The sequence below is a fragment of the Massilia varians genome, from assembly GCF_027923905.1.
Taxonomy (GTDB): domain Bacteria; phylum Pseudomonadota; class Gammaproteobacteria; order Burkholderiales; family Burkholderiaceae_D; genus Telluria; species Telluria varians_B.
The window spans coordinates 2,970,899-2,993,249 of the sequence record NZ_AP026966.1 but is presented as its reverse complement, the minus strand read 5'-3'; the positions used below and the strand labels follow the sequence as shown (position 1 = coordinate 2,993,249).

General features: G+C 60.5%; 16 protein-coding genes and 1 pseudogene. 7 read left to right on the top strand and 10 right to left on the bottom strand.

Going from position 1 to position 22,351, the window contains the following annotated elements; all coding sequences use genetic code 11:
- The first annotated feature begins 62 nt into the window (after positions 1-62).
- The 4 genes from MasN3_RS13540 (at position 63) to MasN3_RS13525 (ending at position 5,882) form a co-directional block, all read left to right on the top strand.
- Positions 63-1,046, top strand: coding sequence for a hypothetical protein (locus MasN3_RS13540; protein WP_281907722.1), 984 nt, complete (start codon positions 63-65; stop codon positions 1,044-1,046).
- 269 nt (positions 1,047-1,315) lie between these two features.
- The gene (locus tag MasN3_RS13535) at positions 1,316-2,494 is read left to right on the top strand and encodes a hypothetical protein (RefSeq protein ID WP_281907721.1); all 1,179 of its coding nucleotides are present in this window, start codon (positions 1,316-1,318) and stop codon (positions 2,492-2,494) included.
- Positions 2,494-4,761, top strand: a complete 2,268-nt coding sequence (locus MasN3_RS13530) for a Mov34/MPN/PAD-1 family protein (protein ID WP_281907719.1) — start codon at positions 2,494-2,496, stop codon at positions 4,759-4,761. Before MasN3_RS13535 ends, MasN3_RS13530 begins: the two co-directional genes overlap by 1 nt.
- A complete protein-coding gene (locus MasN3_RS13525; protein WP_281907717.1) occupies positions 4,758-5,882 on the top strand; it encodes a patatin-like phospholipase family protein in 1,125 nt (374 codons plus the stop codon). Before MasN3_RS13530 ends, MasN3_RS13525 begins: the two co-directional genes overlap by 4 nt.
- 49 nt (positions 5,883-5,931) lie before the next feature.
- Here MasN3_RS13525 and MasN3_RS13520 read toward each other — a convergent pair whose 3' ends face one another.
- Both MasN3_RS13520 and MasN3_RS13515 read right to left on the bottom strand, forming a co-directional pair.
- The gene (locus MasN3_RS13520; RefSeq protein ID WP_281907715.1) at positions 5,932-7,701 is read right to left on the bottom strand and encodes a hypothetical protein; all 1,770 of its coding nucleotides are present in this window, start codon (positions 7,699-7,701) and stop codon (positions 5,932-5,934) included.
- 271 nt (positions 7,702-7,972) lie between these two features.
- Positions 7,973-8,341 carry a hypothetical protein gene (locus MasN3_RS13515; RefSeq protein ID WP_281907713.1) on the bottom strand — a complete coding sequence of 123 codons (369 nt, stop codon included), beginning with the start codon at positions 8,339-8,341 and terminating at the stop codon, positions 7,973-7,975.
- Here MasN3_RS13515 and MasN3_RS13510 point away from each other — a divergent pair.
- A complete protein-coding gene (locus MasN3_RS13510) occupies positions 8,334-9,077 on the top strand; it encodes an ATP-binding protein (protein ID WP_281907712.1) in 744 nt (247 codons plus the stop codon). The two genes, MasN3_RS13515 and MasN3_RS13510, sit on opposite strands and share 8 nt — an antisense overlap.
- A 281-nt stretch (positions 9,078-9,358) precedes the next feature.
- Here the strand turns inward: MasN3_RS13510 and MasN3_RS13505 are convergent, their stop codons facing one another.
- The 4 genes from MasN3_RS13505 to MasN3_RS13490 are packed head-to-tail and all read right to left on the bottom strand — an operon-like array spanning position 9,359 to position 16,578.
- Complete coding sequence (locus tag MasN3_RS13505; RefSeq protein WP_281907711.1) at positions 9,359-9,628, bottom strand: PAAR domain-containing protein; 270 nt, start codon at positions 9,626-9,628, stop codon at positions 9,359-9,361.
- Between the two features lie 30 nt (positions 9,629-9,658).
- Positions 9,659-11,461 (bottom strand): type VI lipase adapter Tla3 domain-containing protein, encoded by a 1,803-nt coding sequence (locus tag MasN3_RS13500; RefSeq protein WP_281907709.1) that lies wholly within the window; start codon positions 11,459-11,461, stop codon positions 9,659-9,661.
- A complete protein-coding gene (locus tag MasN3_RS13495) occupies positions 11,458-13,725 on the bottom strand; it encodes a T6SS effector phospholipase Tle3 domain-containing protein (protein ID WP_281907707.1) in 2,268 nt (755 codons plus the stop codon). The genes MasN3_RS13500 and MasN3_RS13495 overlap by 4 nt, the downstream gene beginning before the upstream one ends.
- A gap of 15 nt (positions 13,726-13,740) precedes the next feature.
- Positions 13,741-16,578, bottom strand: a complete 2,838-nt coding sequence (locus MasN3_RS13490; RefSeq protein WP_281907706.1) for a type VI secretion system Vgr family protein — start codon at positions 16,576-16,578, stop codon at positions 13,741-13,743.
- Between the two features lie 602 nt (positions 16,579-17,180).
- Between MasN3_RS13490 and MasN3_RS13485 the strand changes: the two genes are divergently transcribed.
- Positions 17,181-17,714, top strand: a complete 534-nt coding sequence (locus MasN3_RS13485; protein WP_281907705.1) for a hypothetical protein — start codon at positions 17,181-17,183, stop codon at positions 17,712-17,714.
- Positions 17,715-17,818: 104 nt separating this feature from the next.
- On the opposite strand, the gene MasN3_RS13480 is transcribed toward MasN3_RS13485, so the two are convergent.
- Both MasN3_RS13480 and MasN3_RS13475 read right to left on the bottom strand, forming a co-directional pair.
- Positions 17,819-18,004, bottom strand: coding sequence for a hypothetical protein (locus MasN3_RS13480; RefSeq protein WP_071362865.1), 186 nt, complete (start codon positions 18,002-18,004; stop codon positions 17,819-17,821).
- Positions 18,001-18,183, bottom strand: a pseudogene (locus MasN3_RS13475) (hypothetical protein); the annotation flags it as partial. The pseudogene MasN3_RS13475 and the gene MasN3_RS13480, both read right to left, overlap by 4 nt.
- A gap of 74 nt (positions 18,184-18,257) precedes the next feature.
- On the opposite strand from MasN3_RS13475, the gene MasN3_RS13470 reads away from it, so the two are divergent.
- On the top strand, positions 18,258-19,508 hold the full coding sequence (locus MasN3_RS13470) for an IS256 family transposase (protein ID WP_281913402.1): 1,251 nt from the start codon (positions 18,258-18,260) through the stop codon (positions 19,506-19,508).
- On the opposite strand, the gene MasN3_RS13465 is transcribed toward MasN3_RS13470, so the two are convergent.
- Together MasN3_RS13465 and fdx are read right to left on the bottom strand one after the other, a co-directional pair.
- Positions 19,505-21,793, bottom strand: coding sequence for a heavy metal translocating P-type ATPase (locus MasN3_RS13465; RefSeq protein ID WP_370662285.1), 2,289 nt, complete (start codon positions 21,791-21,793; stop codon positions 19,505-19,507). The two genes, MasN3_RS13470 and MasN3_RS13465, sit on opposite strands and share 4 nt — an antisense overlap.
- 71 nt (positions 21,794-21,864) lie before the next feature.
- Positions 21,865-22,203, bottom strand: coding sequence for an ISC system 2Fe-2S type ferredoxin (fdx, locus tag MasN3_RS13460; RefSeq protein WP_071362866.1), 339 nt, complete (start codon positions 22,201-22,203; stop codon positions 21,865-21,867).
- Positions 22,204-22,351: the final 148 nt, after the last annotated feature.

Here is a 22,351-nt window from a genome sequence, read left to right as displayed (position 1 = left end):
AACTCTGTAGGCGTCTTATGCCAAGCCGTGCAAGCGTAGTCCGACAGCGCAGTGGAGAAATCGTGAATCTCAACGACATCGTTTCAGCTACCAAAGCCCTTCTGCCCCAACTCCGCGTAGCGCCTACCAGGTTCCGCGCGTATCGCCTGGGGTGCACTGGAGCCTCGTTTTCGTACTTCGACGGCAGCACATTCACGCTCATCGAAGCGCGCGTGAACGATACCAACCGAGCAAGCATCGCAAACGAGCTGAAGATTTGCGGGAAACGACATATCAACGTCCTGCACATCACCAGTTGGGATCGCGATCATTGCAATCTGTCCGAGCTTCGCGAAATCCTCGATGTGTGGCTCCCGACGCGCGTGGAATATCCCGGATACGAACCGGCTACCAACTGCGGGACCGCCTGTCGTGACCTGATCCGAAAGTATGTTCGCCGCGCGACGGTCCGGATCAGTGCCATCGCGTACACGCCGTCCTATATCAAAGGCCTCGAAACTGGTGTCGGCTACGGATACAAGGATCTCGTCTACCATCCGAAGACGCTGTATGACAAGTCAAACGATAATTCGACGGTCAAGCTGTACCGGACGGGTTGCTTCAATGTGTTGAGTCTTGGCGACGTGGAATCGCCGGCGATCGCTGCGCTGATCAAGTCGTGCCGGATCGCGCGTGGGGAAATTGATGTTCTACTAATGCCGCACCATGGAGCCGATAACGGCTTCCTGACCTGTGACTTACTCGATGAGATACGGCCCCGTCTGGCGGTGTGCGGCGTGGATCATGACAACCAGTACGGCCACCCTGCCCCGACCCTTCGTCAACTGTTGGGCCGCAAGGATATTCCGTTCGCAACCACGATTCGCGGCGATGTTCTGGTCTATTCAGAAAACGGAACGTCGCATGTGCGATGGGTCGATACCATGGGTGCCACCACCCAGATTCACAAGCACGGCCACTTCGAACCCAAGAAATTCGACAAGCTGAAGCACAACGCAGACTCCATCCGTGCGCGCCAGATCGGTGCCCCTTACCGCTGGATCTGACGAGTAATTTAGCCAAACGGGGCGTATTTAAGCATCTACATCGTCTCTCTACTGTGTCCTGCAAGAGCCTGCTTGTTTGAGCAAAAACCTGCAAGCCGGGCCCGATCACGACTACGCATGGACACACCCGAACCTTGCGCACGTAAGCAACATAAGAACCTGAAAACCACTGGATGTATTGACAGTAATCAACAACGCTAGTAGCCTTGTTAGCACTCTCGGCGGTTGAGTGCTAATTCGTGATAGCCGCCTAAACCTTGGAGGTTCTCTTGGCTGCTACGCACAGAATCATTTTCTACCCTGTCGGTCATGGCGATACTTGCCAGATCGTTACGGCCAATGGCCGCCGTTTCCTTTTTGACTTCTGCCACCGCAAATGTGCCGAAGATAAGGATGATCCCCGCATCGACCTGAAGGCTCGTCTGCAGGAAGAGTTGAAGGCCGCGAAGCGCGACTATTTCGACATGGTCGCGTTCAGCCATGCCGACAGCGACCACATCTGCGGCAGCACCGAATTCTTCGAACTGCAGCACGCTGCGAAGTATCAGGGCGGCGATCGCATCAGGATCGAAGAGCTGTGGGTGCCGGCAGCGATGCTCCTTGATGCCCCCACCCGTGACCAGATGAGCCAGGAATTCGCCATCTGGCGCCGGGAAGCGCGCCACCGCCTGTTGGAGGGCAAGGGGATTAAGGTGTTCTCGCAGCCGAAGAGCCTGATGGCGTGGCTAGGCCCGGCCCTGCAGGAGCGCGGCGAGCCGACCACGGCGCGGGATCATCTCTTCGTCGACGCGGGTACGCTCGTCGACTCTTATTCGCTGGAGGCCGACGGCGTCGAATTCTTCTCGCATGCGCCTTTCATGAAGCACTGCGACGGCGACAAAATCGTCTGTAACGACGCCTCGATCGTACTGAACATCCGCTTCCGGGCCGATGGACAACACTACGATTTCCTGCAGATCGGCGACAGCACTTGGGAGGTACTCGAAGACATCGTCGAGATCACCAAGACACACGCCAACCAGGATCGCCTCGCCTGGAATTTGTTCAACATTCCCCATCACTGCAGCTATCTGGCCCTGAGTGACGAAAAGGGAGACAAGGAGACCGAGCCGAAACCGCTCGTCAAAGAACTGCTGCTCTACGGCAAGGCAGGCTCTTACATGGTGAGCTCGAGCTGCCCTATCCCGGATTCGCGCGACATGTACGTCAACGACCAGCCTCCGCACATCCAGGCACGTAACGCCTATAAGACCTACTGCAAGAAGGTCGGTGGCCGCGAAGTGCTGGTAACGATGGAACAGCCGAACGCCGCGAAGCCCGAGCCGATCACCTTCGAAGTGACCCGGGGCGGAGTGTCGTGGATAAAAGCAATTGCGGGAGCCCCGGCGGTCATCGGCACGGCCGCGCCACGGGCCGGCTTCGAGCCCCGTTCGGCGCGGGCCGGCTGATGGACGGCGCCTGGCATACCATTCCGGAAACCGAGGTGCTCGGCAGCGCGGAGGAGCTCAGCCTTCCGCGTGCGCGGTCCTTGGCCATCGCTATTCAGCGCCACCCGGATTACACGCTCCTCCAGTGTGTCCGAGCATGCGTCGATGGCGAGGTTGTAACCGAAACGCTCATCGTAGAGGTGGAGTGCCACGGCGTACCTCACTACAATGTGCACGGAATCGAGTTCCGCGAACGCCTGGCGCTCCGCGTATTCCGCGATACAGGCAAGCTGGTCGAGGCACGCCCGTTGCGCGCCACCTTCCCCCTGCTCATGCACCAACATCACGTTGGTCCAGGCAAGGCGCCGAACCTATGCCTCTACTATGAACCGGTGCGGGCGGTCCTGAGGTCCTGGACGCCTCAACGGTTCCTGCAGCGGATCCAGGTATGGCTGGAGAAGAGTGCGAAGGGAACGCTTCATCCAGCCGATCAGCCGGTCGAACAGCTGTTCTTTACGAGCACCGATGAGCTGGTACTACCATGGAATTTCGAGGCGCTGTCCGCCGAGCCGGAGTGTACGTTCATCGTCAGCAAGACGCCGACCCGGCCAGATGACGGCGACACGTATTTTTTGCGTACCGTACCTAGCGGGCAGTCCGGAGGCAGCAATAACATCGGTCTCCTCCAGGTTACGCTGCCGCCCGTCGTGCACGGGCGTCCCGAAGTTGATCATCCGACCCTTGGCATGCTGGCAGATGCATTGCGCCCACGCGGTGTCGACTTGCTTGCGACACTCAAGGACTCGTTACGTAGTCGCCTCGACGATGGTTGCAAACGCGCCGCAAGCGATTCAGGCTTCAGCATCTTACTACTCAACATACCCGTGACCCGGGATGCCGGGGGAATCGTCGAGCGTACGGTTCGCCGCGCGTATCTGATTGGATTGAGCGCACTTGAGCTGGCCGTGGCCACGGGTACGTTCTTCGAGCTCGACGGCAAGTATTACAAGGAGCAGGCCGCCGGCTTCCTTGCCGCGGGAGAGAAGAACGAATGGCGAGCTCAAAGCATTGCCGCGCTCGAGGTGGTACGAGGCCTCGATCAACCGCTTGCTCGGCTCTACTCCGGAATTGACAGCGCCGGACCGGATGGAGCGCTGGTAGGTGCTGGGGCATTGGGCAGCATCCTTCTCGACTTCTGGACGCGGGGCGGCTGGGGGCAATGGTCGGTGATCGACAACGATCACCTCAAACCACATAACCTGGTCCGCCATGCGGCTGATGCGAGATTCCTTGGTTGGTCGAAAGCCGAAGCGGCGAAACACCGCCATGACGAAGTCATGCAGGGCGCCGGCCAGATCACGGCCATCCATGCAGATGCATGTGAACTCGATCAGGAGGGAGTCGCACCGGCATTATCCTCTGCCGCACTGATCGTGGACGCATCGACGACGCTGGACTATCCTCGTTTGGCAAGCACCCGGGACGACTTCGGCCGCCATGCATCGACGTTCGTCACGCCAAGTGGTCGGGACTCCGTATTGCTGGTCGAGGATGCGGCGCGTACCATTCGTCTCCGCACTCTGGAAGCGCAGTACTACCGGGCCGTGATCCGATCGGAGTGGGGTGAATCTCATCTCGACGGTAATCTCGGTCGACTATGGAGCGGCGGCGGCTGCCGCGATATCTCGCTGGTCATGCCGCACTCGCGAATAGTCGGGCACGCGGCGACGCTCGCCGAACAGATCCGTATTCAAAGCCAACAGGCTGAAGCCGCGATCATCGTGTGGGAACGCGACGGGGATACCGGCGCGGTTGGAGTGCACCAGGTGCCCGTGCAGAAAGAACGGCGCATGTCACTTGACGATTTTGAGCTTTTCATAGATGAAGGTGTCATCGCAAACATGATGGCTGCACGCGCGGAACAGCTGCCGAACGAAACCGGTGGCACCCTTCTCGGATACTTCGATTTCAACCGTAAGAGCGTGGTGGTGGTCGATGCGCTTCGGGCCCCGCCGGACAGTGTCTCGAGTCCCGTCGCGTTCACGCGAGGCTCGACCGGTGTTCGCGAGGCGGTCACGGAAGCGGGTCGACGCACCGCGGAGGTGGTTGGATACATCGGGGAATGGCATAGCCACCCGACAGGTTGCGCGGCAAATCCCAGCCAGGACGATATGATGCAGCTGGTGGAACTCGCACTCGGGATGTCCGAAGAGGGTTCGCCTGTGTTGACCATGATTGTAGGCGATGGCGGCGACGTCCAGGCAATGATCGGCGAGGTGCGACAATGAGTAATGACACGAGGCCACGTATAGCCCTCGTTCTTTCCGGCGGTGGGATCCGCGCAATGATGTTCCATCTTGGCGTTCTGCGGTACCTGGCCGAACGCGATGCGCTGGAGCTTGTCCACCGTATCTCCACGGTGTCAGGAGGAAGCCTGCTTGTCGGGCTGATTCTGCAAGAATGTGAACGCGAGTGGCCGAGTTCGCAACGGTTCCTGTCGCACGTGTATCCGGCTCTACGACGGAAGCTGTGTTCACGTAGCCTGCAATGGGGAGCGGTACGCCAGCTCCTCAGGCCCTGGAATTTCCGCTATGCGTTGTCACGCGCGAACCTGCTTGCGCTCGCGCTGGAAAAGGAATGGGGCGTAACCTGCCGAGTGTCTGACCTTCCATCCAGTCCTGAACTGTCGATCAATGGCACGACTGCGGAGAACGGCAAGCGGTTCCGGTTCAAGCGTAACTCGATGGGCGATTACTCCATCGGCTATGCCTCACCCAGAAACTTCCCTTTGTCCAGCGCGCTGGCGGTGTCCGCCGCGTTTCCGGGTGGGTTCGGCCCACTCGTCCTGCGCGCGGACCGATTTGAATGGCGCCGCCGACCCAGTTGGAACGCTCAGGTCGACAGCGAACGCGTCGTCGATATCGGCTACACGCGGCTGCATCTCTACGATGGCGGTGTCTACGACAACCTCGGACTCGAGCCGTTCTTCGACGCTGGGCGCGGAAGTGCCAAGCATGCCGGCGACAATATCATCGTCAGCGACGCAGGCGCGCCCCTGCAACCAGGATTCGCGGCATCGGCGGTCAGCCCCTGGCGGCTCAAGCGGGTCGCGGACATCATGTCCGAACAATCCCGGGCTCTGCGTGTCCGCACGTTCACCCACTATCTTCAGACACGGCCTGGTTGCGGCGCATACATCTATATCGGTACGCCGGTCGGCCAGTGTTCTGCCGGCACATGTAACCCGTCCACCTTTGCCTCGAACTACCCCACCACCTTACGTCGGCCGGCCCCGGAACATTTTGACGCGATTGTCGAGCATGGCTATCAGGTAGCGGCGAGTATAGATGGCGAATCGGGCCTTGGGATTCCTGTCTTGCCTTTGACGTCTCGGTCAAGTGTAGGCTGACAGTAATCCCTTCCGCGGGCCGCCAACGCCAGGCACTGGAAATCGGCGGCTAGGCTCGCTCGAGCAGCTTCTCCAGTGAGGCCGCTAATGTCCCGAGGGCGCTGATCACGCCATCCATGACGAAGTCGAGTGCTCGCCCGTATCCCGCATTCACGTTGGCCGTGTCGAATCCAAGATCCCGCAGGGTTACCAGGCATTTGTCGACGGTCTCGTGGGCATCCGCAATTCTAAGGTCATTGTTCAGGAATAGCGGTGCCATGGCCTGGTTGCGTTCACCCCACCCCTCTGGTGCCCTTCCCGACGCAAAGGCATCGCTTGCTTCCTCATCGACGTTGAGCCGTTCGACGATGTTCAGAAGCGCCTGCAGCAACTTGATACTGGCAAGTTCCTTGACAGCCGCCCTTGGGCAACCAGCACGTTCCAGCAAGGATTTAAGGTAGCCGTTGGGTACACGCTGCCAGACTTCGTGCAAGGTTTTGCAACGGGCCAGGAACGCCTGCTGCGTCATGTCCAACGGCGCGACCTGCGCCAATCGCACAAGGACGGGGTAGGTCAACCAGCCGTTGGCGGCTACTTCTGCGCTGTCGAACCCTACCAACTCGGCTGCCGGCTTGTTCAGCCCTACCACTGCGCCGAGGGCAGACAAACCGTTCCCCAAACTCAGAAGGACATCCAGAAGCCGCTGTACTTTCGCGACGATGTGCTCCTCGTCCAGGTTCATATGGGCTAGATCGGCGGCTGCAAGGGCAAATGTGCGGGCATGTACGATCTCGCGGTCCGGCTTCGGCTTGTACAGCTCCCGCATCGGTACCTGGACCAGATTCCGCCCAATCCTGCGGCAGTCACTGAAGGACCACTGTCCTCTGTATGAAGGGTTGCAGGACCAATGCCCCCAGACGTGCACTGGCGTCGTGTCATAGAAGGCACTCTGCTCATATTTATGCAGAAACCGATCATCGAGAAAGACAGCAGCTCTCCCCATTAGAGCGTCTGCGCGGGCATGGGTCATGGGCTGATCGTCATCGGGCCAAAGGATGCCTTCAGCAGTCTGCTCCGGACATAGTTCCGGCATGACCGCCTCTACCGAGCACCATAGCTGAAGCAGGATTCCCCCATGATGTTCGCGCAGGTCCAGCCTGTACCACTCCACACCCCCATCAGGCCCGCGAGCAACGTGGGCCTGCCCCGCCATGAGCGCACGTAGTTCCGGTCCATCCGCAAGTTGAGCCTGGTAAAAAAAGACCCGGACCCCGCGTGCGCCACGCATCCAGAGGTAGCGACGCAGATATTCATTGGACATCCGCCAGGTGACGTTCCTTTTCAGGTTCCCATGGTATTCGCTGGCGACCTCGCCCTCTGCAACGCTGAATTCCGGAAGGCCGGGGTCATCGTAGACCAGGCGCTGCTGTTCATTCCCGACGCAGCGCGGCGTCAACCCCAGCGCCATCCAGACCTTCTCGGCAAGGTTGAAAGTGTAGAAGGAGCCATCCCCCCATGCCGCGACAATATAGTCGTGACTGGAAATCGATGGCGTGAAGTCGGTCGAACAGCCATATCGATCGCCAACTGGTACCGAGTACTCGACCACTCCTTCGCTTGCTTCAGACAAGACCTCGATAGGTCCGCCCTCGGCCCCGGGCACAACGGCCATCAACAACTGCAGATGCTCGTTTCGTTCTCCATGCGGATCCGACTCCTGCATGCAGGCTACCTCCACTTGCTCTCTTGGAGACAAGCCGATGGGCGTCAACAGGCTGCGCAGTCTGGGCGGCATGACGTGCACGGGAACGGGGAAGTTAGCTAAGTAGTCAAATGGCATGTTTAAGCGGGAGGCTCACCAGTGATCGAAACGCTTCATGTTACTGCCGGGACTGCACTATGTCAGCAATCTCACATCACGCCCGCAGATCGATGATTATTAGTCTGGTCCGGGTAGCGCCGCATCGAATCAGCATCCCGCGGCCTCTCAGCCCGCGATTGTCCCCGTTGGCCCTGTTGCGGACGCACCCGCGCGCCCCCAGCTTCCCGGCAGCGTGCTGCTGGCCGGCGGCTAGCGCTCCTTCAACCACTCGCACGAAACGCGCCGCATCCTAGCCCAGGCCGGCGACACCATGCTGGCGCTGTGCCAGCAATGGTTCGAGCATGAAGGCAGAGTGGGCCAGCGCGAGCTGCGCGGCGTAGTGGGCCTCGCCAGGCGCTTCCCGCGCCGTCTGATCGAGCAGGCCTGCGCACAGGCCCTGCAGGAGAACGTACACATCTACAAATCGATCAAGATCCTTACCGAGCGCCTGCCGGCACAGGCGCTGGCCGAGATCGATGCGCCACTCCAGGCCGAGCTGGAGTTGGAGCAGCACCATCCAATGATCCGCGACGGCGAGGACTGCGCCGATCTGTTTGCGCGCGCGGGCACCGCCGGCGCCGCCATTGCGCTGATCAGGAGACGCCTCGAGCATGACCATGAACGAAATCGAACGCGCCCTGCGCGAGCTGCTCCTGTCTGGCATCCGCGCCGCCCTCGACACGCGCGTGTCGCAGGACGAGAACACCCAGGAACCCTTCCTCGGCACCTCCTCGCTGATCCTGGAGCATGAACTCGATCGGCGCCGCTCGTGCCTGATGGACCAGCGCTACAAGCAAAGCGCGCTCGATGAGCGCATGTCGCTGGAAGACTTCGACTGGCGCTTCAACGCCAAGCTGTCAAGGGCGGCCTGCTTCGAGCCGCACACCCTCAAGCTCGTCGCCGAGGGGCAGAACGCGCTGATTCTCGGGAGGCCGGGGAGCGGCGAGAGCCACATTGCCAAGGCGGTCGCCTACCAGGCCCACCCTGCAGGGCACAACGTGCGCTACTTGGAGGCCGATGAGGCGCTCGCCACTTACGCGCTCGGTGGCGACGCCGAACAGCGGCAGCAACTGTGCACGCTGGTCGACGCCGCCCGCCTGGTGCTGAAGGATCTGTTCCTCGCTCGCCGCATCAGCGACAAGTCCGGCGAACTGCTGCAGACGCTGGTGCACCAGCGCTACAAGCTCAAGTGCAGCATCGTTGTGACCTCCGACCTGATGGTACAAAACTGGGGCAAGTACCTCGGCGACAATTCCGTGGCTACCACCTTCCTGGGCCGGCTCATGCTCTGGGCCCATATCCTGGAGTTGAGGGGAAAAGCTACCGGCAGTAGGAGGCAACCAAATTGGGCCTGAGCCACGCTTACAAAAGGGGATTGTTGTGTCGTTGGACTTCGTGATGCAAATACAAAAAATCACGGCCGAGCACGCCCATCGCTATGTCTTCGGACGTCCTTCGATGCACGCGCCGCACTGTGGCGGCCTCGCACAGTCGATGCGCGAGCATTCCATGCAGAGGCAGAAAAATGGAAATCATGCAACGCAGGCCAGTCCAGAGCGGAACGCGAAATTTTTTCAGGGCGCGGGCAACCTAGCGGCCGGCACTTTTCGCAAGCACTTAAGGATCGCTTGCCGCCCTACTGGGCCATACTGAAGTGCTTGAAGGATGAGATAAGCTTGGCGCCGCAACTGAGACTGTCGCCGTGGAAGGCGATTTGCTTGCCGTTGATGAGGTGATGAGGCGAGCCAGTCGTAATCGTGCAATCGCTGTGCCCTGGTAACGGGCAGCTGCAGGGGTCTCCAACGCACGCCACCGGTACACCGTGAACCTTGAAGTTGGAGGCCCCGGTACTGACCACTTTCCCGCCGTGAGAGGTGCCGTCCCCTAACCGGATGACGTTTCGCATTGTTCTGCTCCTATCTATGCCAGTTGGGAATCACTGTGCGTCGCCTTCCTGTAAAACCTCACCAACCTTCGGCGCCTTGTAGTTCTCCGGATCGATCGCTGGCTTGACCTGGTGCTTGAACACGTTCCAGTGTTCCTGCGCCTTGCGCCGTTCCTCGGTCGGCGGGCTGATGAAGACAATGCTGGCCCCGGTCGGGTCACGCAAGTTGATGGCAACCGACGGTCCACCTTCGATGTAACTGCCCATGACGCCGATCGCCATCTGCATGAAGAAACTCGCCGCCCCGGTGTTGCCCAGTCTTCTGTCCGTGTTGATGAACTGAGCAGTCTTGCCAGTGTCGATTTCCGGTCCGCCCTGCGCCGCGTATTGATGCAGTACGCCTTCCATCGCCACCAGATGGTCGACGATGTTGTCGAAGGCTGCGATGATCCTGGCCGGTCCTTTGGCGCGTTCGGTGTCCGACAGGGTTTGCAAAGCCTTGTGCCAGCCGGTTTCCAGCAGCTTCTGGCGCGCGTCGCGCCGACTTACCGGTTTGCCCTGCTCGTCCTCGAACTTGACGAAGACCGGGCGGTGGATGAATCCAAGCGACGGCAAATTGTCGAACGCCTTCATCTGTTCGCGGTTCCACGGAAGCGGAAACCACGGCGTTGGCTTCCAGTCCTTCGGGGGATGGTTGGCCCAGCGCTTGAATGCGTCGACGAGCGGACTGCCGTCCTTTTTGTCGAAGACCGGGCGCGTGGCGAAGGCGGCTGCTGCTTGCAACCATTCCACCACCGAAGGTTGACGATTATTGCTGAATTTCTCGGTATGGGTGGTCCTCTCTGGCTTAGGGACGTCCTGCATAAGTTTGAAGTACATACGTCGCAGGTTCTCTTGCAGGTAGTCGTTGTCCGGGTCGTCCCACACGTAGGGGCGCAGCGGCTCGACCCGCTCGCGCCGGGCCAGCACGAACACGGCGGTCGCGTCCGGCCGCTCTGGAATGTAGTAGCCATCCGTCACGAGCGTAGGCGTGCCAGGGCGGCGATTGCTGTCGCGTGTGGCCATGTCGTCATTGGACAACAGCACTAGGTAGGGCAGATCGGGGTACTTGTCGAAGAACGCGAACGCCTGCTCCAGTAGCTGGTCCGGACGTTCGCTGAGCTGCCAGGGTCCGGTCACGAAGAGGTGCCAAGCCATGCCAGTGCCTTCGGCGCCGGCGGCCAGTCCCGCTACCGGCTGGATATCGCAGGGTTGATGGCCGGGGTTTTCGGTCGGAATGCCGGCATACATGCTCGGCACGCCCCAGAACATCGGAGACGGTTCGACACCGTTCTCCAGTGCGTCCAATGCACGGCTTCCCGAATCGCCAATCTTGTCGTTTCCTGCCCACTCATACTTCTTCGGGTCGGTCTCGCGTATGCTGGTGTGCGGATTCCCTCGTTGAAGCGCATCCCACAACTTGCCCTGCCGGTACTTCTCGTAGGTGACGCCCAAGCCCAGCACCTCGAGCACGTATTCGCGGCGAGTCTTCTCGGTGCGCGCGGCAGCTTCCTGGTCCTTGAGCTGCTGCGTCTTATGCCGCCATTCCTGCTCGCGGGCATTCGCGGCAAATGAGTCCTTGATCCATTTGCCTCCAAACAGGACTACGATCAGCAGCAAAGGCACGCCGAACCAGCGTATTCTGTCCATCGTGGTCTCCACCTCAACATTAGCAAGCTCCGGATGCAGCACGAAGTATTCAAACGCGACCCACAGCACGAACACGAGTGGAAACGCCACCACTGCGCCCAAGACGTATTTCCAGGCTGTCGGTCGCCGAAATTCCCCTGGGTCTGCGAGCGCGTCGCTGTTCATGATTTTCCCTTCGGCGGAATCGTCTGGCTCACGCGCTTGCCCGTGGTCGTTTCCGAGACCACGATCTCCCACAACCTGCCCGTGAGGACCGGCAGACATTTCGGAAGCGTGCCGTCGCTGTAGTAGTCGACGTTGCCCTCGATGATCTGCCGGCGCCAGTCGGGATCGCATTCGAAGTAGTCGCTGAAGAGCTCCAGAAACTTCGGCCACATGAGAATGCCCTTGCGCAATAGGCCCCACGGCGCCGGCTTTTTCAACCGCCAGTCAGCCACGGCGCACAGGTAAGCGTGGAACTTCGGATGAATGGACGCCTTGCCACTGCCGATTGCGACGTCATACGCGGTCACATTGCGGTGGTTCGCCGGGCTGTCGTAAATCGCGCTATGGAATGACTTCTCACCCAGCGCGTGTTGCCAACGCTTGCGCGCGGCATTGGGACTTTCCATCACATATGCCACCACCGTGCCGTCGGTCCTGCGGCTGGCACTGAGAATCGTGTAGCTGTTATCGGGACTAGCGTCGTTTGGATGCTTCGCTTCGTTGTAGACTGCTTGCATCCGTTGGCACTCCAGCTTCGATAACCTTCCAGGCTTGGTATCAACGCATGCAGCGGCCACCGCGGGAGACAGCTCTTCCAGTTTGGTATCCATGCCACCGGTCGCGGTAACCGCGATGGCTGCAGTTATCGGATCGACTTCCTCGCTCGGTCCCCTCTTGTTCAATGGGGCCTGGGCCAGACGCAAGCTGGCCGGAATCATGTCCGGTGCGATCTGGTTGCCCCGCAGGTCGGCCTTGTACGGTGGATGCAGCGGCTCGCCGTTGATCCGGCGGATACCCCACCTCTGCGCCTCGGGTTTGTCTGTCTGGTTGATTGGCCGCGTGGCCACCGGGAGCTTTTCGCGCAAACTGCGCGCGCTCGCGGCGACGTGTGCATGGCCGTTTTCGTCCTTGATGCATAGCGCAAAATCGTGGGGTGGCTGTCCTATCAGTACCGGAACGGTTTTCCCGGTGCGTGGATCAAGCCGATGCTTCGCAGTAAACACCCTTTGAAAGAAGCCGGTCCCGAGTTCGTCCATAGGTTTGCGGGTCACGATTTTGTGCCGGGGCTGATAGTCCGCCTTGCTCACCGCGTAGCCGGATTGGACCAGCGGCCTCAACGAGACGGTGTGGAGATAGTCGGGCACCCCCTGCCAGCCGATGCCGCGCATGTTATCCAGGGGGACCGTCATGTCTTCCGGGCAGAAGTAGAGGTACACCTTCCCGCGGTTGTCACGGTCCCCTTCGGGTTGCCAGCAACTGGCAACCATGCCACCGTTGTCACTCTCGTTGATCTTCGAAAAGGCTGGAGCGCCCGCCTTGGACTTTGCCACGCCGGCCACGATGTTCACCAGCGTCTGCAGCCTGGCGTGCATGCTCTGGCGACCATCGAGCAACTCATAGTCGGCCTCAGTCATCGCCTCATCCTTACCGCCACGGAAGAAGGTCAAGCCCTTCATCATGAGGCTCATTTCCTCTTCCAGACTGTAGGGCGGGTGGGTCAGGATCAAGGTGTCGGCCGTACGTTCGCCTCGCTCCATAAGAAGAGCTTGCGCGAGAAGGCTCAGCAGGCAGCCTTGACTGTGTGCGACGATACTGACCGTGTCCTTCGGCTCGAACTTGCGGATCATGCTAATCAGGGCTGCAAGGCGCATTGCTGCCATTACCATGTACATGCGCCCTGGGCCGGTCTTGATTGGCCTGAGCGCGTCGCCTACCGGGTCGCCGGCGGCGTAGACGCCGCGGTTCCACATATCTGGCAAGGTCGCGGTCGCGTTGCCGAATGGGCCGCCTCCCTTGGACAGGTCCTTGTCGAGACGGGTACCGTAGCGGTCAGTCTTCTGGCCGTGGACAGTCCTTGTCTCGAGGCGAAGTTCCCTGTAGCCCCAGTAAAACGGGATCACAGGGCTATCGGTGTCCGGTGTCGGTTTGCGCTTGAAGAATACGTCGTCGGGGTCCTGCTCCAGTTTCTCCTTATCCGTCTTGGTTGGGAGCCGGTATTCGGCGGGCCTGAAGTAGCGGAATAGTCGGTCTTGCAGTCCGGCGCAGAGGCCCTCCTCCGCCGCGCTGTAGCCCATGCCGACATCGTTGACCCCGTGAACGAGGATGATATTGCCGGGCAGTTCACGCGGCACTTCAATCACTTTATCCCTGACGCGGCTGCACTGGAGAACGGCACTCTCGCGTTTGGCGACATACTCGATCTTCGGATAGGGCTTCTCCGCCATGTCTCCTCCTGGAGGCTACTTGTCGCCACCGCCACGCAGCAAACCGATGTCGGCCAGGTGCATGGCTTCACGCGCAATCAGTTCGGACTTTCCATCGGCGCCGCTACGCGCCTTCATACTCGACCCGTCGCTCAGCGATATATCCATGCTCGCGTCCCGGACGATTCCCCCCATGACCGGCTCGCCGTTTTCCGTCCGGCTTGAAGGCGGGTAGCGCAGCTCGAACTTCTGGTCCGCTCCTTCGCTGTTGAAGGTCGGACGCAGAGGCGTCATCGTTTCCGGTCCATCGTAGAGGTAGTCCGGCGCATGGAGCTGGATCGGATGCTTGCTGCCGATGACAAACACACCATCACCCATCCGGATGAAGGAGCCGTCGCCCACCACCAGGTGCAGTGCCTTCGCCGAGACGGTGACCACGCCGTCGCTGGCGGTCAGCTGCATGTTCTTGCCCGAGTCGATACTGGCGTCATCGTGCTGGCTCTGGAGGACTAGCTTGCCGTTATGGGCGATTGCGTTCAGCCCGCCGTGCTGTGCGAAGATCGACACCCCCTTGCCGGCATTGACGGTGAAGCGCTGTCCAGCTGCAAGCTGCAGGTGCTGCTGCGCGACCGTGTCGATGTTCCTGGCCGAGTAGCTGACGATGGCTTTGGAGCTGGCAAAGCCGATGCCGGCCGGCGACGTCACGCCGATCACCGGCTCCCGTGGCGCAGTCGCGTTCGGCGCGGTGTTGCTGCCATCTTCCCAGTTCTTGAATCGTGCCAGCAGTTCGTCCTGTTCCTTGGCGTCAGCCTGCACGCCATTGTGTTCGGCCGCATAGTTCCCGAGAGACGCGAAGAGCTCGCCACACTCGCGCATCATGCCGAGGAACTCGCCCCGTTCCAATTGGCCGCCCTTGGAGGTGGCGGCACCCAAGAGCTTCCACGCGCTCAGGAAGATCCCACGCGCAGCGTGCAAGGCGATCGCTTCACTGGTGCGCAGCTCGGCACCCTCGCCTCTCGGTGCGGCCTGGCCGTCCTGCCGCAACTCGGTGAGGAAACCGAGATTCAGCTCGGTCGTCGCGTGGTCGCTCGCGAGTTGGGCACTGATCTCTCGTGGCGTGTCGTCGAACCGTAACTGGTTCCCGCGGTGGCCGTGCACTTCGCGGCTGCGCAGGCCCGATTGATACCTTGTGGCAGGCAGTGCCGCTTCGTGTCGAAAGGCCGGGGGAGGCGCAACGGCGTTGTAGAGCTGGCCAACGATGATGGGTTTGTCCGGGTCGCCCCCCGCCCAGTCGACCAGCACTTCGGTCCCGACCGGCGGCAGCAATCGGGCGCCGCATTGCGTGCCGCTACCGGGACCGTTGCCGGCCCAGTTCGAGGCCACACGGACCCACGCCGAATCTCGATCGGAGCCGGAAGCGCCGGCGCCATTCGCATGGACATGGTCCTGCGCCCGTGCTGCTGGAAAGCGCACCTTCACCCGACCCATGTCGTCGCACCACACGTCCTCGCCGGGTGGGCCAACCACAATCGCGGTTTGAATTTGGGGGCGCCTCAGGACGCGACGCGGCGGAACGATGCGCACACCGCGCCGGACGCAGGAAAAGCGCGTCTTGTAGCCGGCTTGCTCCAGGCTGCCGCCTGCTTGAATGCCGTCGTCGTCCTGCTTCCAGCCATTCCGGTTGAACAGACGCTCGACTCGGGCGCTGATGTCGACCGGCAGGTTGTTGTGAGCCATTATTCGCTGCTCGGTGATGACGAATTCCCGTTCCTCCTGCGGATGCAGGTCAATCTCCGGATGCCCCACGAGACTGAACCACTCACCGACAGCCAGGTCACGCACACCCCCTTCGCCGTGAAAGGACTTCGAGACGTACTCGAAGTGCGCCATCTGCACGTCGCCTAGCGCCGTCAGATCCAGCGCGGTGTCGCCCAGGTGTGGCGCCGCGACGTAGTACTCTTCCAGCCCTGCCGCCAACCGGTTGCCGAGCTCGCCCTGATTCGCCTGGGACTGGGATTGCGCGGTCGTGATTGGCGTTGCGGCGGGACTCTTGTAATCCGGGCTGTACACAGAGAATCTGCCGGGCTGCAGGTTGCGCTCGGCACTCCAGTCCGTGATGGCGTCACGCTCTTCGGTAGCGGCATCCCGGTGGAAGCGCACGCTCCCCGCTTCGTTCTGGCGAAGGCAAGCCGGGTCGTCGAAGAGCACCAGAGTGTGTCCGAGTGCATTTCTTGACTGACTGCCGCCGCCCTCCCGATCGGGAAGCCCCGGACGGAAGAACCAGGCGATCCCGCGCCGCTGCATCAGGCGGCGAAGGAAAACTGCGTCCGATTCGTTGTGCTGCATGGTGAATTCGCGCTGCGGGAGCCTTCCGTTCAATAGGCGCGCATGGATTTCAAGGTCGAATGTAGCCGCAAGAAGCGGATTGGTGGAACGCCACTCCGCGATGAGGGTCTCGACGATATCCAGTTCGCTCATGTTTCGGAATATTCGCGTATTCACGCGGTTTTCCATCACCGACAATGCGTCGCGCATGACCAGCTGATAGGTTGCCAGTCCACCGTCGCTCTGGCCAGACAAGGCGCCGGTAACGATGCCGCACAGCCGGCGCAATTGCCCTCTGTCCGTGACGATCTGCAGCTCCGCAGGCATCCCGATGAAATTCTTGAGGGCGAGGGTTGCGCTCTCGGCGACGCACAGGATCCGAAACTCGAAACCGCCACATATTGCTTCGTGACCGGTGATCTTCTGGGCTAGCAACTGTCCATCCGGCTTGTCCCCAGCATGGTCCAGCATCAGCCGGATTGGCCTGTTCTGTGTCGAAAGGAGATGCTGGGCCAGGTCGGCAATTCGCGCGGTGTCAAACTCTGCCATATGTTGTTTCCCTTTACGGGCTTCCCGCCCATTTACTGACGGGAAAGGGATTATGTTTATTCTTCTACTAAGGAAATACTGCCAACTTCGCTCTACGATTCGTAAACACGAAAGCAGGATTATTAGTGTGCCAATGTCCCTGTATGCTGTGGCGCCGCAAGTTGCACGAGACCCGCGGTCCCGCGTACTCCAAGGTATCGAGTGTCAGACCAGGCGGTCTCGACAGTCAGTACCGTCGAGCCATCGGAAGTCCAACCGGAGGACATTCAGAATCGACTTAACTAGCAGTAGTATCCGCTAAGCAACCTTACATACATTGCTCAAGAGCAGTTTGGGAGAGGAGTTAGGACAGACGGTGCTACTTACGAACAACACTGGATAGCGGAGGATGGCGAATCATTCGCAAGATGAAGCGATATACGGTTTTTAGCGCCGAACTTTCGGCCACAAACTAACCAATACTCACAACTCGCGACGTGCTGCAGAAGCAGTGGCCCTTTGCTCAGCTACCGTAAGAAATTAGTCTTTGCTACACTAGCAGTCAGCAATAGCGGGCTATTGGTCGAGCTGGTCGCTTTTTCATCTTGTGAGGAGGTTCTGGTTTGCGAGTACCCGACATCGAGCTGACCGAGCGAGAGACCGATCTCCTGAACCAAATCAGGTTCCGCTATACATCGCATGATGAGCTCCGCGCATCCCTCATGCCAATGGCTGCCCTGACCGAGTCCTTATTGGAACGCGGAGCGATCCCCGAAGTGCGGCTTTTATACATCACAGATCCCGCGCGCAATCCAGGAGGGCGCGGGAAATCCCGTCAGCAGGTTTTCGAGAATAACGGCACCTCAGGTACTGAAATCTATGCTCATGGGAATTTCTTGAAGTTTCTCGAATACTTCATTTATGGCCCTGCCCTTCCGCCGAATATCGTTGCGAAATTCAAGGAGGCCATGGCGTTCTCCGGGTATTTGACCTATGGGGACATCAACGACCTGGCTCCTGCTGCACGTGCCACTGTGCGATCAGCGCGGCTTAATCCTCACGAGGCCGCGGAAGAATTCCATAAATTAGCGCTTGAGTGCGGCGCAATGTCGTCTGGGGCCGAGAGTATCCGGAAGTCGGTCCTCGCCGTGCGCTAAGCGCCTAGCCTCCAGCGACCCGCCCCTACGACCGGACGAGTGGTCCTCGCGCGCCTGAGCACATTGTGAGGCCGCCGTACCCGGACGATGAGCGAAACGGCGCCCTACCTGCTCTTGCCAGCCCTGCCAGGCTTTCTTCTGCCACGCGTATTGGCTTCTTTCGTCCGGCCTTTGCGACCGCGACGTCGCTGGACCTCGCCGTAAGCGATGAACCCGGCCGCGATGATGCCAAAGATGACCCCGACCAGTACCGTCAGATCCCGCATCTCGTCCGTAACAACCAGGTTCATGTGGTACTTCCCCTCAAGCGCAGTGCATTACCGATCACCGAGACCGAACTCAGGCTCATGGCCAGCGCGGCGATCATCGGCGATAGTAGCTGCCCGGTAAAGGGATAAAGCAGACCTGCGGCCAGCGGAATTCCCATGGCGTTGTAAACGAAGGCAAAGCCGAGATTCTGCCTCATGTTGCGAGCCTGTCAGTATTTCTGTGTGGAACGGGGTCATGAAATAATCTCGAAAGGACTGTTCCATGACCGAAGTGATGACCACCAAAAAGCCCAAGAAACAGAAAGCCGCATACCCATTCCCGGTCGAGCTGATCGACCAGTTGCTCGCCCAGGTCGAGAACAAGGACGCCGAATCGATCCTCGGTGAAGCTGGCCTGGCCGGACAGCTCAAGAAGATGCTGGCCGAGCGCATGCTGTCGGCCGAGCTGAGCCATCACCTGGCCAGCGAGGGCGAAGGCAGCAAGAATCACCGTAACGGCAGCAGTCCGAAGAAGGTGCTGACACCGGGCGGCGAACTCCATCTGGACATTCCACGTGATCGCCTGTCGAGCTTCGAGCCCAAGCTGGTGGCCAAGCACCAGCGCCGGATGACGGGCTTTGACGATCACGTCATCAGCATGTACGCGCGCGGCATGAGCGTGCGCGAAATCCAGGGGCATTTGTTGGAGCTGTACGGTACCGACGTCTCGCCAGACCTGATCTCGACCATCACCGACGAGGTTCTCGAAGAGGTCAATCAATGGCAGCAGCGGCCACTCGAAGCGATGTACCCGATCGTCTATTTCGACGCGCTGCGCCTGAAAATCCGGGACGAAGGCACCGTCAAGAACAAGGCCGTCTACCTGGCCTTGGGCATTCGTGCCGATGGCCGCAAGGAGGTGCTGGGCCTGTGGATCGAGCAAACGGAAGGAGCCAAGTTTTGGCTGAAGGTTTTCAACGAACTGAAGAACCGAGGACTGGAGGACATCCTGATCGCCGTCGTCGACGGCCTGCGCGGCTTCCCTGAGGCCATCGAGGCGGTATACCCGCAAGCGCAGATTCAGACCTGCATCGTACACCTGATTCGCAACTCGACAACGCTGGCAGCGTGGAAGGACCGCAAGGAGCTGGCGGCGGCCCTGAAGCCCGTCTACCAGGCTGCCAATGCTGACTTGGCTGAAGCGGCGCTTGACGCGTTCGCGGCCGGGCCATGGGGCACCAGATTTCCGACGGTGGCAGCGATGTGGCGCCGCCAGTGGCAGCAGGTAATTCCCTTCTTCGCCTATCCGCCGGAAGTGCGCACCATCATCTACACGACCAATGCCATCGAGAGCTTGCATATGCGCCTGCGAAAGATCGTCAAGAACCGCGGCCACTTCCCCAGCGACGAAGCAGCAACCAAATTGTTGTTTCTGGCCTTGCGCAATATCGAGAAAGATTGGAAGATGCCGCAGCGTACCTGGAAACAGGCTGCCAATCAGTTCGCCATTATGTTCGGCGAGCGCTTCACGAACGCAATTACCTAACTACGAATTCTGGCCCCGCACACAGAATTTCTGACAGGTCCCATGTTGCGCACAGTCTCCAGCGAAAGAAGTCGCGATCGCGCAATTGCACGCAAGTCGCCCTTGATGAGTGTGACGTGCGCCGAATTGATCGCGACGTCAGTACCGGTACCCATTGCAATCCCAACATCCGCTTTCGCCAGCGCCGGAGCATCGTTGATGCCATCGCCGGCCATCGCCACTACCTTGCCTTGTTGCTGCAGCCGTTCGACCAAGGCCAGTTTATCCTGTGGCTTGACCTCTCCATAGACGTCGGAAATCCCGAGCTTCGACGCGACCGCCTTCGCCGTGGTCACGCCATCTCCAGTCGCCATCACCACCGTCATGCCGGCATCGCGCAGCGTCGCCAGTGCTTCCGGCGTCGTCGCCTTGACTGGATCGGATACTGCGATCAGGCCGACAAGCTTTCCCTCAAGTGCCAGGTACATGACGCTTGCACCGACTTGGCGAAGCTCTTCCGCGGCCTTCTGTAGTGGCGTCCAGTCGACCTTTTCGGTGTCCATGAGCGCCGTATTGCCCAATGCTACCCGCTCGCCCTGCACTGTGCCGCGTACACCGATCCCACTGGACGATTCGAAGGTTTCAGGCTTGTGCAGCGGCAGATTCCGCCTGCGCGCTTCCGCGACGATGGCGTGTGCCAGCGGATGCTCGCTCCCCTGGTCGATACTTGCCGCGATCCGTAGAACATCCTCTTCCTCGAACCCGGGCGCAGCGATCGCCCGGTCGAACGCAGGTTTCCCTTCCGTGAGCGTGCCGGTCTTGTCGACGATGATCGTATCGACCTTGCGCATCGCTTCGATCGCCGCGGCATCGCGGAACAGCACGCCCTGGGTGGCGGCGCGGCCTGTCGCGGCCATGATCGACATCGGCGTCGCCAGGCCCAATGCGCACGGGCAGGCGATGATCAGGACCGCAACGGCGTTCACGAAACCGTAGACCCAACTGGGCTCTGGCCCGAACAGTCCCCAACCGATCAAGGTAAGCAGCGCGACAGCCACGACGACGGTGACGAAATAGCCGGCGACCACGTCGGCCAAGCGCTGCATGGGCGCCCGCGAACGTTGGGCCTGCGCGACCATCTGCACGATCTGGGACAGCATGGTCTGCGACCCCACCCGTTCGGAGCGAATGACGAGACTGCCGCTCGTATTGATGGTTGCGCCGATGACCTTGTCGCCGGGGCGCTTCGTCACCGGAAGCGGCTCGCCAGTGAGCATGGCTTCATCCACTGCGCTTTCGCCCTCCAGGACCACCCCGTCAACGGGCACCTTCTCGCCAGGCCTTACCCGCAACGAATCGCCGATATGGACGTGCGAAAGCTCGATGTCTTCTTCGGTGCCGTCGGCGCGAATCCGTCTGGCCGTTTTGGGTGCAAGGCCGAGCAAGGATTTGATCGCCGCCGACGTCTGCGAGCGTGCGCGTAGCTCGAGGATCTGACCGAGCAGGGTCAGCGAAACGATGACGGCGGCGGCCTCGTAATAGACGCCGATACGGCCGTGCATCGCGAAGTTCGACGGAAACAGGCCCGGGAACACGGTCGCCACCAGGCTGTAGCCATACGCCGCGGCGACCCCGATACTGATCAAGGTCCACATATTGGGGCTGCGATTCTTGAACGACTGCGCACCACGGACAAAGAAGGGCCACCCAGCCCACAGGACGACAGGCGTGCTGAGGACGAGTTCGATCCAGCTCTGGTAAGCAAGACCACCGCTAAAGATCCGGTGTCCTGCCATCGCCAGGATGGTGACGACGACCGTCAGCGGCAGCGTCCACCGGAAACGACGGCGGAAGTCGTCCAATTCGGGATTCTCTTCATCCTCCAGCGACGGCAGCATCGGCTCCAGGGACATTCCGCATATCGGACAATTGCCCGGCGTGGCTTGCTGGATTTCCGGATGCATCGGGCAGGTGTAGATCGTCCCTGGCGGCGCCTCGGGCATAGCCGCCGGGGCGCTTTTCTCCGCATAGCTGGTGGGACTGGCGCGAAACTTGTCCATGCACTTCACGCTGCAGAAGTGATAGAGGACTCCGTCGTGCTCGACGCGCCGATCCGGCCGGTCAGCAACGCTCATGCCGCATACGGGATCGGTATAGGGCTTATCGGACGCAGCAGTCGGATGATGCTGGGATGCGCCGGCCATGCCTCCGTCGGGGGCGGCGTCGACGGCGTGATGCCCGTGCGCGTGGTGGCATTCGTGGCCCTTCTGCTGGTGACCGGCGTGATCATGCACTTCATGTTTCATGGCAGCTCCAGTAAAAAACGATTGTCCTCGCGCAGCCCCGCTTGTCGCAAGCGGTGCGCGACCTGTGATGTCTATCCGTTTTCCTTGGCGTGATTCAGGGAATACCGCGGGATCTCGACCGTAAGATCCGTCTCCGCGACGATGGCCTGGCACGACAACCGGGACAAGTGCTCCACGCCCCAAGCCCGGTCAAGCATGTCTTCCTCATCCTCGCTCGCTTGGGCGAGGGACGAGAATCCCTTCTTTACGATGACGTGACACGTCGTGCAGGCACCAACCTTTCCGCATGCGTGCTCGATGTCGACGTCATTTTCCAGCAGCGCGTCGCAAATGCTGGTGCCGGGAGCGACCTCGATCGATGCGCCGGAAGGCGCGCACTCCGGATGCGGTAGTACGGTAATTCTAGGCATGCGCCAACTCCTTTCCGGCACCTGGACTGCGATACCGGCAGAACAGACAGCGTGGCGTCGCTGGCGTCTCGTCCGAATCGGAGAGCGCACTCTCTGCCTGCTTCGTACGCGCGAAGTCGTGCAAGGCTGTACTGGGCGTTGCGGCCAT

Bases quoted from the DNA above. Each gene is read 5' to 3' on its own strand.
- MasN3_RS13530 (WP_281907719.1), top strand. From the start codon at position 2,494: ATGGACGGCGCCTGGCATACCATTCCGGAAACCGAGGTGCTCGGCAGC.
- MasN3_RS13525 (WP_281907717.1), top strand. From the start codon at position 4,758: ATGAGTAATGACACGAGGCCACGTATAGCCCTCGTTCTTTCCGGCGGT.
- MasN3_RS13520 (WP_281907715.1), bottom strand. From the start codon at position 7,701: ATGCCATTTGACTACTTAGCTAACTTCCCCGTTCCCGTGCACGTCATG.
- MasN3_RS13510 (WP_281907712.1), top strand. From the start codon at position 8,334: ATGACCATGAACGAAATCGAACGCGCCCTGCGCGAGCTGCTCCTGTCT.
- MasN3_RS13515 (WP_281907713.1), bottom strand. From the start codon at position 8,341: ATGGTCATGCTCGAGGCGTCTCCTGATCAGCGCAATGGCGGCGCCGGC.
- MasN3_RS13505 (WP_281907711.1), bottom strand. From the start codon at position 9,628: ATGCGAAACGTCATCCGGTTAGGGGACGGCACCTCTCACGGCGGGAAA.
- MasN3_RS13500 (WP_281907709.1), bottom strand. From the start codon at position 11,461: ATGAACAGCGACGCGCTCGCAGACCCAGGGGAATTTCGGCGACCGACA.
- MasN3_RS13495 (WP_281907707.1), bottom strand. From the start codon at position 13,725: ATGGCGGAGAAGCCCTATCCGAAGATCGAGTATGTCGCCAAACGCGAG.
- MasN3_RS13490 (WP_281907706.1), bottom strand. From the start codon at position 16,578: ATGGCAGAGTTTGACACCGCGCGAATTGCCGACCTGGCCCAGCATCTC.
- MasN3_RS13480 (WP_071362865.1), bottom strand. From the start codon at position 18,004: ATGAACCTGGTTGTTACGGACGAGATGCGGGATCTGACGGTACTGGTC.
- MasN3_RS13470 (WP_281913402.1), top strand. From the start codon at position 18,258: ATGACCACCAAAAAGCCCAAGAAACAGAAAGCCGCATACCCATTCCCG.
- MasN3_RS13465 (WP_370662285.1), bottom strand. From the start codon at position 21,793: ATGAAACATGAAGTGCATGATCACGCCGGTCACCAGCAGAAGGGCCAC.
- fdx (WP_071362866.1), bottom strand. From the start codon at position 22,203: ATGCCTAGAATTACCGTACTACCGCATCCGGAGTGCGCGCCTTCCGGC.